The sequence below is a fragment of the Opitutales bacterium genome, from assembly GCA_013215165.1.
Lineage (GTDB): Bacteria > Verrucomicrobiota > Verrucomicrobiia > Opitutales > JABSRG01 > JABSRG01.
On the sequence record JABSRG010000010.1, the window covers coordinates 41,751 to 58,071 of the forward strand.

Consider the following 16,321-nt stretch of genomic DNA (forward strand, 5'->3'; position numbering starts at 1 on the left):
AACTCGGCCCCATCTGGCACGCTTTTACGGCTTCGACTCCCTTTCGGGGGTAAATAATAATCTCAGCCACCCTTTGTGTGCGTCGGCATAGGTTAGCAGATCTGCAAACGGAGCCGAGTGCGACGCTGTCATTAGACATCCATAAATAAAAGTCGTAAATTATCCTTTTGATGCAACATCATCCCATTTCCAAATATCGCCCATTTTCAGGAGTGTCCTTATCTGACCGCACCTGGCCGGATAAGCAAATATCTTCGGCACCCATCTGGTGCAGCGTCGATCTGCGCGATGGTAACCAAGCCCTCGCCCAACCCATGAGTGTTGAGGAAAAACTGGAGTTCTTCGATCTCTTAGTAGGGGTTGGATTTAAGCAAATCGAAATCGGATTTCCTTCTGCTTCCGACACAGAATTTGCCTTTACACGCCGTTTAATAGAAGAGCAGCGCATACCGGACGATGTAACCATTCAGGTTCTTGTTCAATGCCGTGAGCACTTAATCGAACGCACCGTCGAAAGCCTTATCGGCGCGAAGAGTGTTATCATCCACGTCTACAATTCGACCAATCCACTCCAGCGAGATATTACCTTCAATAAGGACAAATCTGAAATCAAGGCGATCGCTGTTCAAGGAGCTCAGTGGATTCAAAATCGATTGCCCCGACTCGAAGGGACTTCCGTAATTTTACAATACAGTCCAGAGAGCTTTTCTGACACCGAAACGGAGTATGCTCTGGAAGTATGCGAGGCGGTCTTAGATGTGTGGCAGCCCACTCCTGAGAGGCCAGCGATTTTAAATTTGCCTGCGACTGTTGAATGGGCGACTCCCAATGTTCACGCTGACCAAATTGAGTGGTTTTGTCGTCATATGAAGCGCCGTGATCGAGCTATTATCAGCCTGCACACGCATAATGACAGGGGCACGGGGACTGCAGCGACAGAGTTGGCGTTAATGGCTGGTGCCGACCGCGTCGAGGGTACGCTCTTTGGCAACGGGGAGCGGACTGGGAATCTCGATATTATTCAGGTAGCTCTGAATATGTATACCCAGGGTGTAGACCCAGGGCTCGATTTTTCAGATCTGCCGAAAATTCGTAATTTGTATGAGAAGGTGACGCGGATGTCTGTTCACGAGCGTCATCCTTATGCTGGTGATCTCGTCTTTACTGCATTCTCAGGCTCACACCAAGATGCGATTAAAAAGGGAATGGATCGCATGCAGGTCGACGAGCAGGATCTGTGGCGTGTCCCTTATCTCCCGATCGACCCGGAAGACATTGGGCGCAGCTATGATGCTATTATTCGAATCAATAGCCAGAGCGGGAAAGGCGGCGTAGCATTCATTCTGGAACAAGAGTTTGGTCTTGAGTTGCCGAAGAAAATGCACCCGGAAGTAGGACAATTAGTAAATCTACGCGCCGACTCGCTCAGCCGCGAACTGAATGCTGATGAAATTTATGCAGTGTTCCAAAAAGCTTATCTCGATATACGCGAACCGCTTCGTGTGACTCAGTATGCCGTCAGGCATAGCAGCTCAGATGTGGACGATGTGAGTTTTGAGGCGGATGTAATCTTTAAAGGAGAGCAGCAAAAAATCTCAGGTAAAGGGAACGGTCCGATCAGTTCATTGGTCAATGCCATCGAGCGACAGGGTTGGAAGGACTTCCAGCTGCTTGACTACCGCCAGCACGCTGTGGGTGTTGGATCCGGAACCCGTGCGGCATGCTACATAAACCTCGGTAAATCTGGCACTTCGGACTGTTCCGTTTTTGGAGCAGCACTGGATTCAAACACCGAAGCAGCAAGTATATATGCAGTGATAAGCGCTTTTAACCGTCTTCAACGTTTGAGCGGTTAAATTTGGGTCAATGTGGACATGAGTGAGCAGGAGAGCATTCGCGTAAGAAATCGGTTTATTCGCTACCGTAACGTCTTGTTATCTGAGGCGGATTTTGCGCCCTTGTTTTCTGAATTTGACAGACACCTGCGCCAATATGGTCAAGAAATAGACGCGTCGCACCGCGAGATTTTTCAAAGCTGCCTGGCTGCATTCACCTTACATTGTGCTTCGCACCCTCGGAATGAGACGCTCGCTTGGACACTTAGTTTTCAAGACCCATTGCTGAATGTATTCCTCGGAGGCGACACTCAAGATGGGAATGTCGTGGGTCGTGTATTCATTGAGAACGTAAAGGTGGAGTCATACAACAGTTTCTATCAAGAGCTCGTGGTTCGCGGAAAACCCCTGCACCGGAGTTTTGTGGAATTCGAAGGGCATGATCCATTGATTGCTGCAGAGACCTACTATGCACGCTCCGAACAGCGACCCGCGCGTTTTTTCCAATTGTCTGATAGTCGTTTTGTGATGTTGGGTGCACATCCAGATTTCGAAGAAGACTGGTTTAGTGCGCTCACTCACGAAGATGTCGAGGCATTGGAAGCCACCGAAACGCTCGTCGATATCGAGTCGCGTGACTATGGCTGGTTTTGCGGATGCAACGACCGTCGAATTTTCCAGGTTTTGGAAAACGTGGTCGCGCATGGTATGGAAGAGCTTTTCCAGGAAGATCCATCCGTAACGGTTCAATGTCCGCGTTGTGCGGCCAAGTATATTGTAACTCGTGAAGCCATGGAGGCTCACATGGCCGAAATTGAAAAGGCGTCATTAAAATCGCCGCCCTCGGAAAGCTAGGCAAGGTCGCTCAAGGAGCCGTAGTCTGCCCGGAATAATTTCTGATAAAGACGAATGGCCTCTCCGTCCGTGAGTGCTGATAAGGCGTCGCAAATGTAGCGGATGCGCAGAGTGTCGGAGTCAGCTTGCCTGATGCGTAGGTCCCAACTTGAGGGGAGGATGCTCAGTCGGTCATGTGTCTCAGATAAGTAGGCATCCATGACGGCATCAAACAACTCAATCAGTAAATGCCGGCCGCGAAATTCATTCTGCTGTATCTGAGGCGATCGAAAAATTAGATCCACGGCGATGCGCTTGTAGAGCGAGCACTGGCGAGCAATGTCACCGTCTACTTTCAAACGCCATGCTGAGCGATCGTTCAAATCGTCCGTTTCGAGACTTAGAGCGGAGATGAATTGTCCCACTTTGGCAGCATGTCGGCGTTCGTAGGTCCCGTCGTTAATGCGCTCTCGAAGCTTATCGAGATCCTGGACATCTGCCTCATCGAGATCCTCTTGCTGCTCCATCCATTGATGGATGCGGGTGCTCGTGAGGTAGCCTGCTTGGATGCCATCAGACAGATCGTTGAGTGAGTAGGCTGTATCATCTGCCCAGTCCATGATTTGGCATTCGAGGGATTTTTCGAAACCTGGGCCTGTCTCTTGCACCCAATTTAGGACCGATTCCTGTTCGTCATAGATAAAGTGATTTTTGGGATAGGTGGCTTTCCCCGCCTCTGTGGTGCGGACTAGCGAGGAAAATGTGGTTTTATATTTTAATGTCGCATCCACAAAGGCGCGCGTCGGGTTCATGCCCACAGGGCGATCTGGCCTCTCGAAAATTAAGTGGGTCAGAATGCGTAGAGTCTGAGCATTGCCCTCAAATCCGCCATGGGGTGCCATGCAGGCGTTAAGTGTGCGTTCACCAATATGTCCAAACGGCGGGTGCCCCAGGTCGTGGGCTAGGCATGCAGCTTCAACCAGATCGACATCGATCAGGCCGAGACCCGAAGATGTTTCAGCCAGCTCATAATTCATGCGTTCCACAATCGACCGGCCAATCTTTGCTACTTCGATCGAGTGAGTGAGACGCGTGCGGTAAAAGTCATAGTCTCCCGATTGAAAGACCTGGGTCTTTGATTGTAGCCGACGAAATGCGTAGGAAAATGTTATGCGGTCTCGATCAATCTGGAACGGAGTTCTCGGATCTCCCGAGCGTTGGGATTTCCTTGAATGAGATGTATCAGGCATCCAGCGTTCGCAATCGCGGTCCGAGTAAAGCGAAGAAGGCGGCATTATACGAGAAGAAGCGCTGTCTGGCGTCTGTGCAAACTTTTGGAAGACTGAAGCGTGGTTTTATTGTGACGGCATAAGAATCGCTCACACTCGATGCCATGTCGCATGCAGCAAATCCACCGATTCGTGTTACAGTTTACTGTGCCGCAAGCCCGAGCCTAGATAAGAAATACTACCAATTTGCTGAAGCACTCGGTAATGAATTGGTATCGCAAGGGATGGAGTTGGTGTATGGCGGCGGTGGGCGCGGTCTTATGGGGGCGCTGGCTGATGCAGTCTTAAATGCTGGGGGCAAGGTGCGTGGTGTGATCCCAAACTTTATGATCGATCGCGAATGGGCTCACCCCAAGGTCAAGGATTTGGAGCTGGTGAATACCATGCATGAACGCAAGACGGCCATGGTGGCACAATGCGACGCTATCGTGGCGCTTCCCGGAGGTTGCGGCACATTCGAAGAACTCCTGGAAGCATTTACCTGGAAGCGGCTCGACTTGATTGACAAGCCCATCGTTGTCGTGAACCAGGATGGATACTATAACGGCCTTAAGGCCTTATTTGATCACTCGGTCCAGGAGGGCTTTATGGCTGAGGATTTTCTAGACTATTGGCAGTTCGTTACGACTCCAAAGGAAGCTGTCGAGCATATCGATCGTGCCGTTCATAGATAGGTGACGCCTTCGATATCTGGCTTATCCCAGCCATTTCACCCATTCTCCATGGGGTTGAGCTCGAGCTATCATGCTTGAATGTTCCTCACCGCCTTTGAAAATGCTGAGATTGAGGCCCGGTTTAATGTTATTGTGAATATGGATTAGATCACGTGTCCGTCCGATTCTTTCAATTTTTTGAAGGAAGGCTTTGCGCGCATCTTGGCTGATTTGATTTGCGACATGTGTGTGGTAAATCGCTGGGATCACATTATCCGGCAGGCTGGTGATGATATCGTCCACTTCTACGAACCCATCGCCCTCGCGGAGGTCTAATTGCTGTTCTGAAGTAAAGTAGAGCGCAGCCTCTAACCGCGAACGACGCTCGATAAGTTCAGGCCAAACGAGAGCCATCAGCCAGGCCCGCTCGTCATCGTCAGTGGCTGATATGGTATTGAGGTCCAGGCCGATGCGATGAGAAATCATCGGAGCTGGTCTACTAAATATATCTGGTGTCTCTCCTTCGAATCTGGACTCTAGAGTGATTGGAGAACTTGTATTTCCCCAACCGACGCCATTGCCGTAGTCATACGCATACTGATCCCAGAAAAGGTTGAGCCCGGCACTACAGCCGATTTCGATCAAAGCGATAGAGCGGTTATCGAAGCCCTGTGTGGCGCTGAGAAAAATGGGTAATAGGTAAACACATCGCCGGACTTCATTTGTCTGAACCCGACGGTTTTGCAGGCAGGTGGCAACTGACTCTCGATACTCAAAAATGAACGAGCGAAACGCGCTATAAGCTCCATCAGGCGATTTCGCAGGTTTACTGAGCCAGGGAAAATATTCAGCGAGCTTATTCCCCGGATATTTGGCCAACACATACTGAGTAGCACCGAAGAGCATATTAGCCGGCGGCTGCTCAGGACGACAACACTCGGCTACCAGCGCCAACATCTCCGTGTCTTTAGCGATCTCTAAAGCAAGCGCAGCATATAGGGGTGAACTCTCCGGACATTCTTTTTCGCCGAAGTGTTGGAAACGTTCTGATAGACCAGAATCCATTTCCCTATCGATGTAGGCCCATCAACTCATTTGCACCGAAAATCTACTAGAGAAGTGTGGCTATTCTTGGCTCTAAAGTTGGCCTCAATCTAAGCTACTTTCCACGAGTGAATCGATGGGGTCATTTTGGCCAATCAGTTTAGCATTTGCCGATGTCCTATCTGGCAAGATATGATGATACAGTGTACTGAAAGCAAAGTTCGGAGCCGAGGCCCCATGCATTTGGACGCGCTCAGCGCCGCGTCGTGTATTATCCATCATCCACGCTGGAAGGCGCAGGTGATAGGGATTTCGCTCGATTTCTCCCCGGTGCTCGGCAAGGGCCTTTAAGAGCAGAGCTAGATCACCCTTCGACGATTCAATCATGAGGTTGGGATAAGTGTTGGGATGCCAAAACTCGGTTTTGAATAGGTGGGGTCTTGGCAAGCCATTCTCAACGGCGTTGAGGGCGTCCATAACCAAACGATATGTTCCCTCGTGTGCAGGATGCCCGTCATGTTCATGTGGGAGGAAAATGGCGTTCGGTTTGTGCAGGTAGATCAACTCTACGACCTCTTTGCACCAGATTTGCCAAGTAGTGGGTCGTCCGTCTTTCGGCTCCTGCACCCGCGTATCGCTGGTGACGCCGATGTAGCCTAATTCATGTAAATCGAAGTCGACGATAGCACAGGCGCGTTTCAGCTCATTGCGTCGAGCATCGCGCCGTTCGGGGTCGCTGCCCAGAGTTACGGCGACATTGATGACATGGGCCTTGAGTTCACGCCGTATGCGTAACGGGAGCGCGCCGACTATCACTTCATCATCTGGATGGGGTGAGAAGAGAAGGACTTTTGGGCCTGTTTTCGCTAGGCCACTGAGGTCGGGGACATCCGCCACCTGAAAAGGAGACTTCAAAGCATTGAGGTAGGCGTCGACTGTGTTCATGAATTAGCCATACACTTCGTAGGTTTTTTTGGGGAGTGCGGCTAGGAAGTATTTACCGTAGGGCTTTGTGAGGATGCGGTTGTCAAGGATGGTGATGGTGCCAGTATCACTTTGGTTCCGAATGAGGCGTCCGAGGCCCTGACGAAATTTAATGAGGGCGTCCGGAACGATCATTTCCATGAAAGGGTTGCCGCCCTGTTTTTGAATCCATTCGACGCGCGCCTCGTGGATAGGGTGGGAGGGATTTTCGAAGGGTAGACGTGTGATGATGAGGTGTTCGAGGGCCGGGCCAGGTATATCGATGCCAGTCCAAAAAGAATCCGTTCCGAACATGACGGCGTTCCCGGCATTCTTAAAGGCGGCGACCATGTCGGTGCGGGAAAGGTCTTTACCTTGCACGAATAATTCTCGTCCCATGCGCTCAATTGGAAATTCGCAGCTTTGAGTAGCCTTTTGGAGCTCCGCGTAACTGGTGAACAGCACGAGGACGCCTCCGTTCGTTTGTTCTGCCCAATGAATGATCTGGTCAGATAAAGTATCGATTTGAGACAAAGACCGTTCGTTGCGGCCGTCATTGCGCTCAATCAGAGGCTGCCGAAACACCTGAACAGTGCAGTTCGTTTCGTAATCGAATGGCGAGTCGACTCGTTGAGATTCGGATCCGTCCCCTCCGACCTTGGAGGCGAAGCGATCTAGGCGTTTGCCTGCACTGAGCGTGGCACTGGTGAGTAGGAGAGATGTTTCTCCATTGAATAGATAGTCGCGTAGATAGGGAGCCACGTGGATGGGTGCGGAGCGCACTTGGGTATTGGTCCCCCGCTTGCCGCTGCGCTCGACCCAATAAACATGGTCGTCAGCTTTGAACTCGTTACAGGCAATAAGTCCCTGGTAGAGGCTGAATAGTCGTTTGCGATGATCTTTAAGCTCAGGTATTTGTCTTTCGTCCTGGATGCGGTTTTCCAGTGTGCCGAGTGCATCGACGAGTCTAGCTATAGGAAGTAGCTCATCGATAGGGGACCAATGCGGCTCGTGTAGACGTGCGATAGAGCGTTCATCGAGGAAGCGCACATGGATCTCGTTAAAGTAATTATCCGCAGCAAGGATGGCATGACTTGCCAAGTCCAGGGTGCGCGGGTCTCCGTGTTTCTTTAGGAAGCCACGATCCTTTGTGGGATTATAAAGGCGATTGAGGGCTAGACTGACTGCGTAAGAAGAGATCGCATTTCCAAAGTGCTCGGTGGCGATATCGGGGACGGTGTGTGCTTCGTCGAGCACAACGCTGTCCTCGGCGAAGAGGATGCCTTTTTGATCGGCTGGGGCGCTCATACCCGCGTTGAGCAAAGCGAATAGCAGGCTGTGGTTGACGATTCGAATGTCGCTGGAGAGCACTTCTTTTTTTGCTTTTTGGTAAAAGCATACCTCGGGTGAGCAATTCGTGCGCGAACAGGTGGACGACTCGGCGCTTACCATGTCCCAGATGTCGGGTGTAACGGGCGGAGTGAGTTCGTGCCTCAGTCCCGTTTTGGACGACTGTGCCCAGGCCGCGATGCGTTGTAACTCTTGCGATTCAGAGTCGACCGCCATGCTACCGATTTGCTCGATAGCGCGTTGTAGTCGGGTGGTGCATAAGTAGTTTCCTCGTCCGACAAGAAGTGCGGTCTTAAAACCCGCAAAAGCTTTCAGCTCCGGTATCGATTCGAAAAGAGCGCGGCAGTGCTCCAGGTCTTTCTTTTGCAGTTGTTCCTGGAGCGCGATGGTATGGGACGAGATAACCAGGGGTCTTTGCTGAGACACTGCCTTGATGATCCCAGGAACTAGATAAGCCAAACTCTTCCCAGTTCCTGTTCCTGCTTCGAAGAGTAGAGACGTATCAGTAGTAAAAGACTGAGCTGTCTTGATGGACATGATCTCCTGTTGCGGGCGGTATTCTAAACCGTTCCGGCTCACGAGATAGCCGTCCGAAGCGAATATTTGCTCCACTAAGCCCACGATATCTACCGACGCTTGAGGAGTGGTGTTATCGTTCAGACTGATCACGTAGCTAAGGCTGCTTCAATACTGGGATTTGAAAACAGAAAAGCCCGGCATATAGCCGGGCTTTTCTGTTTTTGAAAAAGAGTGCTGGTCGATTAATTGATTGCTGGACCTTCAACAATAACCGTCGTGGCCCCTGCATTAACCGCATCACTAACATTGGTGGTGGCAGTGCTCGGAGAAGCAGAGCGAGGATGGGAAACTAGGTTCACAATCACTTCTTCGTTATTTCCAGAAAATTTTGTCACGTGACTATCCAGGTAAGCTATGTGGCCTGTGTTTGAACCCCAGGGAGAGGCCGCGGCTGTCCAAAACCCCCCTGCTTCGAGGCCCTTTGTCCAGATGAGTGGCGTCTGTGTCGCAGGAGAAGTGAGGCTGAGGCCAGCGACAGCCGAATAAGATACTGGGGCTGCTGCAAAATTTCCGTCAATAGCACCCGCTGCATCAACAATCGTTGTATACTGGACTACGTCTGCGGCTACGTCGTCTGAGAAACCAATAAAATACAAATTTGGATCGTTGAGGTCCACATTAGCAGCAAGAACCGCTGCCCAATTTTGTATGTCTGGAGCAGCAGCTGATGGGATGTTTCGAGCACGTGAACCAGATGTGGAGTAGGTTTGGTAGGAGGTGGCTATTTGCTTTAGATTACTTGCAGACTGTGTCTGCTGAGCGGTTTCTTGCACAGCGCCGATGGTCGGGATTAAAATCGCAGCAAGGATACCGATGACCGCGATAACAGTCAGGAGCTCAACAAGGGTAAAGCCTTGGCGGTGTGATGGTTTTTGGGGTGACTTCATGGATAGGATGTTTTGAGGTGATGAGGGGTGAAAGGGATCTGTTAGATTAAGCTTGTTCAACGGTTGATTTGCAAGGTTAATAAGGGAGTGGATAAGAAGATGCGAGGCGGGTGGCTATGCTTCTGGCTTCTTCGATTGCCTCAGGATTTTTTGGATCTTTAAGGACTGTATCGATCGCCTCGGCAATCTGGGGCATATCGCCCTCTGTCATGCCACGAGATGTTACCGCAGGCGTGCCCATACGAATACCGCTGGTCTTGAACGGGCTACGATCTTCACCAGGAACGGTATTTTTGTTCAGAGTGATATGGGCTTTGTCCAGAGATTTTTGGGCCAGGCTCCCAGTTAGTTCAGGCAGGTTTTTGCGGAGGTCGATCAAGCAAAGGTGATTATCGGTGCCGCCGGATACTACGTAGTAACCTCGGTTGATCATGGATTGTGCTAACTCCACTGCGTTGAGGCGCACTTGAGCCTGATACTCTTTAAACTCTGGTTTTAATGCTTCAAGGAAGCACACGGCCTTAGCAGCAATCACATGCATCAGTGGGCCTCCTTGAGTTCCAGGGAATGCGGCCGTGTCGACTTTTTTTCCTAATTCCTCATCCCGCGATAAAATCAATCCGCCTCGCGGTCCACGCAGTGTCTTGTGGGTTGTCGTAGTGACAAAATCAGCATGATCGATGGGCGAGGGGTGTTCCCCCGCTGCAACTAGACCTGCGATGTGAGCGATATCGGCGAGGAGATACGCGCCGACACTTTGGGCGATTTCCCCCATCCTTTCAAAATCGATAATGCGCGAATACGCCGAAGCCCCGACTGTGATCATCTTGGGCTGTTCTTTCTTGGCCACTGCTTCGATTTGATCGTAGTCGATCAGTCCGGTTTCTGGATCCACACCGTAGTGCACAACATCGTAGAAGTTGCCGGAAAAATTCATGGGATGTCCATGAGTGAGGTGTCCTCCGTCTTCGAGACGCATGGTGAGGATTTTGTCGCCCGGTTTAATCGCTGCCAGATAGACGGCCGCATTTGCCTGACTGCCCGAGTGTGGTTGAACGTTGGCAAACGCAGCTCCAAACAGCTCTTTGGCACGATCACGCGCGAGGTCTTCGACATGGTCCGCAAATTCGCAACCGCCATAATAGCGCTTACCAGGATAGCCTTCAGCATACTTGTTGGTGAGGATGCTGCCGGTCGCTTCGATCACTGCTGGGAGTGTGAAATTCTCCGATGCGATTAATTCGATATGGCTTTGCTGTCTACTCCGCTCGGATTCGATTGCAGAGAAAATCTCTGGATCAATTTCGGCGAGGGAAGCTGGATTGAGGGTGAGTGGCGATATGATGGTGCTCATTGGGAAATTCGTGTTAAAGGGTGTGGTTTTAGGTTTTTCGGCGCAAGTAATCTATGATCGACGGAATTGCCTCGACCATGCTGTCACGAGAGGCTTCATAAAGCGGGAGTGGGCCGCCAAAGGGATCTGGGATTTGTGCCGACTCATCGTTCACATCCGAAATAAGTTCACGCATTAGCATGACGGGGGGGGCATCAGGAACGTTAGCCAGCGCTTGTGTGAGGGCCGCTTTGTGGCTCTCCGTCATCCCAAATATAACCAGGGCCTCATCGATCAGCTGATCGCTCAATGGAGAGCTGCGGAAGTCTTCGAGCGGAATCCCCACTTTCTTGAGGGCGACTACAGAATTTTCCGAAGCCGGATCTCCTGGATAGGCGGCCACCCCTGCCGAGCGCACCTGGATGGATTTGAGTGGCTCAGGCTCTGCGTCTAGAGCGTGAGCGAGCAGCCGTTCAGCCATGGGACTGCGGCAGACATTGCCCGTGCAGACGAAGACGACAGTATTACGCTCCAATGACATGATTTAAATGTAGGTGATCCAGAGGTGAAGTAAAGTCCAGTGCGGGAAGGATCAAGGGATTATACTAGCCAATGATTGAATGAAGCCTCCAGACGCAATGTGTTCTTCGTACACGTCTCCTGATGGGACTAATCTAATCAGTTCATTGCCTCCAGGATGAAACGAGACGCGGCCAGACAGAACATGCCGTTCGTTTGTAAGCTCTGGGAATTGGGCCATCAAATAACAACGTCCTGCACCCGAGGCTTTTTTAAATAGGTCATCGAACAGATTCTGTCCCAATCCTTGGCGTTTTAAAAGTATGAGGGCAAACCATTCAACTGGCGGGATTTCATGTGTCCCCAAGCTAGGGCGAAATACCGCACTTTTAATGATTTGATTTATCGCGAACGTATGCAGTTTAGGCGATATAGCTCCGTTTTCTGCTTGAGCTACATGGCGCATGAGCTGTTTCCGCATCTCCATCGCCGCGGCGACGCGCTGTCGTGCTGCTGCACGTCCAGATGTCCCCAAAAACTCGATACGACCGGGAAGGAAGTAAGCCTGCAAGCCAGCTCGTCGCGCCACAAACTCTATGGCCAAGTAAGCATTGGTCTGGCGTAACCGTACGCTGATTTTTGTTTGAGAGTCGCTTGGCTCTGCGAACGTTACGGCAGGGATCTCTACATTCGGGTGGGTGCGTTTTACCTCGTCAAAAATAACCTCTACGACGTGAGGCACGGGACGATCAAGGAAGCTCAAATCGGAAATCTCCGTGGTGTAGAAGGCCGAACGGATGTCCGCGCGCGCCGCAGCACAGAAGGCAAAGAGGGTCGTGAATAGAAAGACGAAATAGGAGAATCTCATCTACGAAACGTATTTCTGAACGATCGGTATGCGTCGTCCCACACCGAAAGCCAGTGGGGTTACTTTAAGCCCCGGGGCTGCCTGTTTCCGTTTATATTCATTTAAATCGACTTTTCGGACCACGTCTTTGACCACCTCAGTATCGTAGCCATCTGCAATGATTTCCTCTGTACTCAAACCGCTTTCCACATAGCGCTCTAATATTGCGTCAAGGATGTCGTAAGCCGGTAAGCTATCCTCATCTTTTTGATCAGGGCGTAATTCTGCCGACGGGGGCTTGGTTATGGTATTCCAGGGTATGATCTCTCTTTCCCTGTTCACATGGCGCGACAGCTCAAACACGATAGTTTTAGGAACGTCGGATATCACAGCGAGGCCACCACACATATCTCCGTAGAGCGTGCAGTATCCCACAGCGAGTTCTGACTTGTTTCCGGTCGTGAGCAACAGGGCGCGGAACTTATTCGACATCGCCATCAATAACAACCCCCTGGAGCGTGCCTGGATATTTTCCTCTGTTACGTCCGCTTCCAGTCCAGCGAACAAGGGCTGAAGAGCAGTGGTAGCCGATTTCACCAGATCAGTGATAGGCACAGGATGGTATTCGATGCCCAGGTTTTTCGCCAATGCTGCCGCGTCGTCTCGGCTGTGCTGGCTAGAAATGGAAGAGGGGAGGCTGATGCCAATGACATTTTCTGGGCCTAATGCGCGCGCGGCGATCGCAGCGGTGAGTGCGGAATCGATACCGCCACTCAGGCCGATCAACGCTTTCGAAAAACCGGTCTTGTGCGCATAATCAAGGAGGCCGAGCGTCAGTGCTGCTAAGAGATCTTCCATGTCGTCAGGAGCTGTTACGTGTCCGTAGTCTTCGCTAGGTTCCTCGGTGTCGATCACCGTAAGTGCTTCCGAGAAAGCGGGAGCGGATCCGAGTAATTTGCCTTGGGCGTCGACGACGAAACTCTTGCCGTCGAAAATGAGCTCATCGTTACCGCCTACAGCATTACAATACACGAGAGACGCTCTAGCCTTTTGAGCAGCATCCTTTACCAAGTCGACCCGGAAGCGATCCTTTGCCAGGTGCCAGGGGCTGGCGGAACAGTTGATGATTAAATCGACCTTAGCATCGGCAAGTCTCTGGACGGGGTCGGTTTGATATCTCTGCGACGTGGGGATGTCAGGGTGCTTCCAGATGTCTTCGCAAATGGTAATTCCGATGCGTTTACCATCGAGTGTGATTATAGGGTTTTCTGTGCCCGGCTCAAAATAGCGGTCCTCGTCGAAGACATCATAAGTGGGTAAGAGCGATTTACAGGTGGTGTTGATGACCGTGCCGTTCTGCATCATGAGCACTGCGTTGTGGCAGGGACGACCCTGCTTTGTTCGGTTTCTTATTACCGTGCCTACTGCGGCGGGTATGTCTCCAACGACCTGTTGAAACTGTGCTGTGTAGGTCTCTACATCCTGAATGAAGCGAGATTTAAACAGTAAATCCCGCGGAGGATAGCCACAGGTTACCAGCTCGGGGAAGACAACGATGGCCGCGCCTTGCGCTACCAGATCTAGGTAGGCCTGCGTCATTTTCTCGCAGTTGCCCGCGAGGTCCCCAACGATTGTATTGATCTGGGCGATCCCTATTCTCATCGCTGTATTTACTCCCAGAGAAAGCTCTTAAATTCACTCAGCTCTGTTCCGGCCTGATCGACAAGCGTAAGCTTCCAAGCGAGGGGGCGCGCATCAGCATCTGGCCAATCGGAGCCAGTCAGTCCGGCGTGAATTTCCCAAGTGTGTTTATCGTGTTTGGGCAGGATGAAGCTATAACTGCGCGGTTCCGCAGAGTAGGGTGTGATGACTTCGAGCTGGAGGCGTGATCCTTCAGGCAGAGTGGTGACCGACCCCTCTAACTCCGCTATAAAATAGAAGCCTTCAGAGTGCTCTTCTTGGGTGCGCACGATGTATCTGCGCTGTTCCGCCTCACCTTTCGAAAAATACGAGCGGACCGTTTTGTAAACCTCAGTTTCTTTGTAACCTTGGGAGACGCGGTTGATGGAAATCGGCTCCTTTGCTTGAAGGATAGGGGCTGACACGATGATGAACAAGGCAGTGAATATAAATCTTACCATGGTGATCGGGTAGGACGTTGACGGATAAACTCGAAAGTATAGGACGGAAGTTCTTCGATAAAACGAGACGGAGCAAGACGGGTAGCCGGACCGCGACCGAGAGAGAGGAGTGGATAAGTAAGGTATAACTCATCCATAGCACGCGTAAGGGCCACATAAAAAAGTCGGCGTTCCTCATCCATATTGTCTTCTTCGATGGAGCGGCGTGTCGGAAATAGGGAGTCCGCACACCCGATGACGATCACGACGGGATATTCCAGGCCCTTTGCTTGGTGGATTGTTGTGAGTCGAACCTTGTCTTCATCTGAGTCATCTGACGATTTATCACCGGTTTCTGATGAGAGTAAAACGAGCTCTGCGAGCAGTTCGTTTATATTCTCATATTGCCGAGCGAACTGAGCAAGCGACTCGAGGTCTTCCTGACGCTGGTCGGCATTGTCATAGGAGCGAATGAGATAGTCCGCATACCAGCCGTGATGGATGGCTGCAGTGATCGCAGAAGGATCCTCGCCTTCTTGCATCATGTGATACGCATCGGTGAGCGTCTGCGCCAGTTGGATATACTCCTCGCGAGCATCTTTGGGTGCTTTGGCGATGATTGCATTATTGAGTAGTATTGATGCGCCGGAGACCTCGTTTTTCTCCGCGAGTTCGCGAATGAGGGTATGAAGTTTTCGAGCAGAGACGTCGCCGACCTTCGGCAACAGTTTGATAAAGCGGAGGAATGCTGTGTAATCGAGGGGGTTTACAATGAAACGGAGTTGAGCTGTGAGATCGCGCACATGAGCCTGTTCGAAGAAGCGCACGCCGCTGGTTATGATGAAGGGGACGCCTGCCTTGGATAGTTCCATTTGAAGTTCCATCGCGTGGAAATGCGAACGATAGAGGATGGCAACATCTCCTAATGACCGTCCTTCCTCATGGAGCGCTGATAGGCGGTGAATGACCCAACGCGCTTGCTGCTGGGTGTCCACGAAAGGCATGATAACGGGAGTCATGTTCGCCTCACGAACGGGGACGAGCGTTTTGGCATAGCCCGAGCCGGCCGGCTGATTGGCGAGTACGGCATTCGCCATTTTCAGGATCTCCGGTGTGCTCCGGTAGTTGGTTTCGATCTTGATGATACGTGTTTCTGGATGGCGCTGCGGGAACGTGAGGATGTTATCAAAATCCGCTCCACGCCATGTGTAGATGCATTGTGCATCGTCTCCAACGGCCATGATGTTGTGCTCGCCAGCAACGGTGTCTACGATTGCCGATTGGAGATAGTTGGTGTCTTGATACTCATCGACGAGCACGTAGCGAAATTGATTCTGACAATACACCCGTGCCGTCTCGTCCTCCTTGAGGAGCCGTAGCCATTCGGTCAAGAGGTCATCATAATCGGCTACCTGATCCGCTTTTTTCTGTTTTTCATAGGCTTCAGCAAACAGTTTGATGGATCCTGGCAATTGCGGAGAAAAGAGTCCGTAGCGCTCTTGGGCGAGTATGGCTGGGTCTTGCCCGGTATTGCGCGCATAGCTGATCAAGCTGTGGATGACGGCGGGCTTCGGATTGCTCTTGTTTTTCAGAAAGTCTTTATCGAGATCCTTGATGACGGCAGAGAGTAGGCCGTGAGCGTCGTCTTGATCCATAATGTTGAAGGAAGACTTGAGCTCCACGCTATCGCCAAATTTCCGCAAAAGCCGATTGCCAATCGAATGAAACGTCCCTCCCCAAAATTGCTTTTTTGAAACGCCCGTTAGGTCTTCGACACGATCGAGCATCTCCTTGGCTGCTTTGTTGGTGAATGTGAGGAGTAATATATTCCAAGGAGCGACGCCTTTATGCAGAAGGTAAGCCACGCGATAGGTAAGGGTGCGCGTTTTGCCGGAACCGGCTCCAGCAAGGACGAGACAGGGTCCTTTAGGCGCTGTCACTGCCTCATACTGTTCGTCATTCAACTCCGCTCTAAAATCGATGGGCGGCAAGTCTGCGGGGACAGGCGGTTTGGAGAAGTTTTGGAAAGAAGGAAAAGCCATGTGGGAACACCGATAAGAAAGAGGGG

At 51.3% G+C, this 16,321-nt stretch carries 14 protein-coding genes; 3 read left to right on the forward strand and 11 right to left on the reverse strand.

Translation table 11 applies throughout. From position 1 onward, the window contains the following. Positions 1–170 precede the first annotated feature (170 nt). The gene (gene leuA / locus HRU10_03165) at positions 171–1,856 is read left to right on the forward strand and encodes a 2-isopropylmalate synthase (protein NRA26231.1); all 1,686 of its coding nucleotides are present in this window, start codon (positions 171–173) and stop codon (positions 1,854–1,856) included. A gap of 18 nt (positions 1,857–1,874) precedes the next feature. Continuing rightward, positions 1,875–2,690 carry an Hsp33 family molecular chaperone HslO gene (locus tag HRU10_03170; GenBank protein ID NRA26232.1) on the forward strand — a complete coding sequence of 272 codons (816 nt, stop codon included), beginning with the start codon at positions 1,875–1,877 and terminating at the stop codon, positions 2,688–2,690. On the opposite strand, the gene dgt is transcribed toward HRU10_03170, so the two are convergent. Beyond that, positions 2,687–3,919, reverse strand: a complete 1,233-nt coding sequence (dgt, locus tag HRU10_03175) for a dNTP triphosphohydrolase (GenBank protein NRA26233.1) — start codon at positions 3,917–3,919, stop codon at positions 2,687–2,689. The genes HRU10_03170 and dgt overlap by 4 nt on opposite strands. A 143-nt stretch (positions 3,920–4,062) precedes the next feature. On the opposite strand from dgt, the gene HRU10_03180 reads away from it, so the two are divergent. Continuing rightward, positions 4,063–4,632 (forward strand): TIGR00730 family Rossman fold protein, encoded by a 570-nt coding sequence (locus HRU10_03180; protein NRA26234.1) that lies wholly within the window; start codon positions 4,063–4,065, stop codon positions 4,630–4,632. Positions 4,633–4,653: 21 nt separating this feature from the next. Here the strand turns inward: HRU10_03180 and HRU10_03185 are convergent, their stop codons facing one another. From HRU10_03185 to HRU10_03230, 10 genes are all read right to left on the reverse strand, one after another. Continuing rightward, entirely contained in the window at positions 4,654–5,676 is a 1,023-nt protein-coding gene (locus HRU10_03185; protein NRA26235.1) for a DUF2332 domain-containing protein, read from the reverse strand. A gap of 84 nt (positions 5,677–5,760) precedes the next feature. Beyond that, positions 5,761–6,600, reverse strand: a complete 840-nt coding sequence (locus HRU10_03190; protein ID NRA26236.1) for a PIG-L family deacetylase — start codon at positions 6,598–6,600, stop codon at positions 5,761–5,763. Positions 6,601–6,603: 3 nt separating this feature from the next. Further along, entirely contained in the window at positions 6,604–8,637 is a 2,034-nt protein-coding gene (locus HRU10_03195) for an ATP-dependent DNA helicase (GenBank protein ID NRA26237.1), read from the reverse strand. Positions 8,638–8,729: 92 nt separating this feature from the next. Further along, entirely contained in the window at positions 8,730–9,434 is a 705-nt protein-coding gene (locus HRU10_03200) for a type II secretion system protein (GenBank protein NRA26238.1), read from the reverse strand. Positions 9,435–9,510: 76 nt separating this feature from the next. Then, positions 9,511–10,788, reverse strand: a complete 1,278-nt coding sequence (locus HRU10_03205; GenBank protein NRA26239.1) for a serine hydroxymethyltransferase — start codon at positions 10,786–10,788, stop codon at positions 9,511–9,513. A 28-nt stretch (positions 10,789–10,816) separates the two neighbouring features. Continuing rightward, positions 10,817–11,308: a low molecular weight protein arginine phosphatase gene (locus HRU10_03210; protein ID NRA26240.1), complete on the reverse strand. Its 492-nt coding sequence runs from the start codon at positions 11,306–11,308 to the stop codon at positions 10,817–10,819. Between the two features lie 51 nt (positions 11,309–11,359). After that, on the reverse strand, positions 11,360–12,154 hold the full coding sequence (locus HRU10_03215) for a hypothetical protein (protein NRA26241.1): 795 nt from the start codon (positions 12,152–12,154) through the stop codon (positions 11,360–11,362). After that, positions 12,155–13,795: an NAD+ synthase gene (locus tag HRU10_03220; GenBank protein NRA26242.1), complete on the reverse strand. Its 1,641-nt coding sequence runs from the start codon at positions 13,793–13,795 to the stop codon at positions 12,155–12,157. Between the two features lie 8 nt (positions 13,796–13,803). Beyond that, positions 13,804–14,274 carry a hypothetical protein gene (locus tag HRU10_03225; GenBank protein ID NRA26243.1) on the reverse strand — a complete coding sequence of 157 codons (471 nt, stop codon included), beginning with the start codon at positions 14,272–14,274 and terminating at the stop codon, positions 13,804–13,806. Next, positions 14,268–16,295: an ATP-dependent helicase gene (locus tag HRU10_03230; protein ID NRA26244.1), complete on the reverse strand. Its 2,028-nt coding sequence runs from the start codon at positions 16,293–16,295 to the stop codon at positions 14,268–14,270. The genes HRU10_03225 and HRU10_03230 overlap by 7 nt, the downstream gene beginning before the upstream one ends. Between the last annotated feature and the right edge of the window lie 26 nt (positions 16,296–16,321).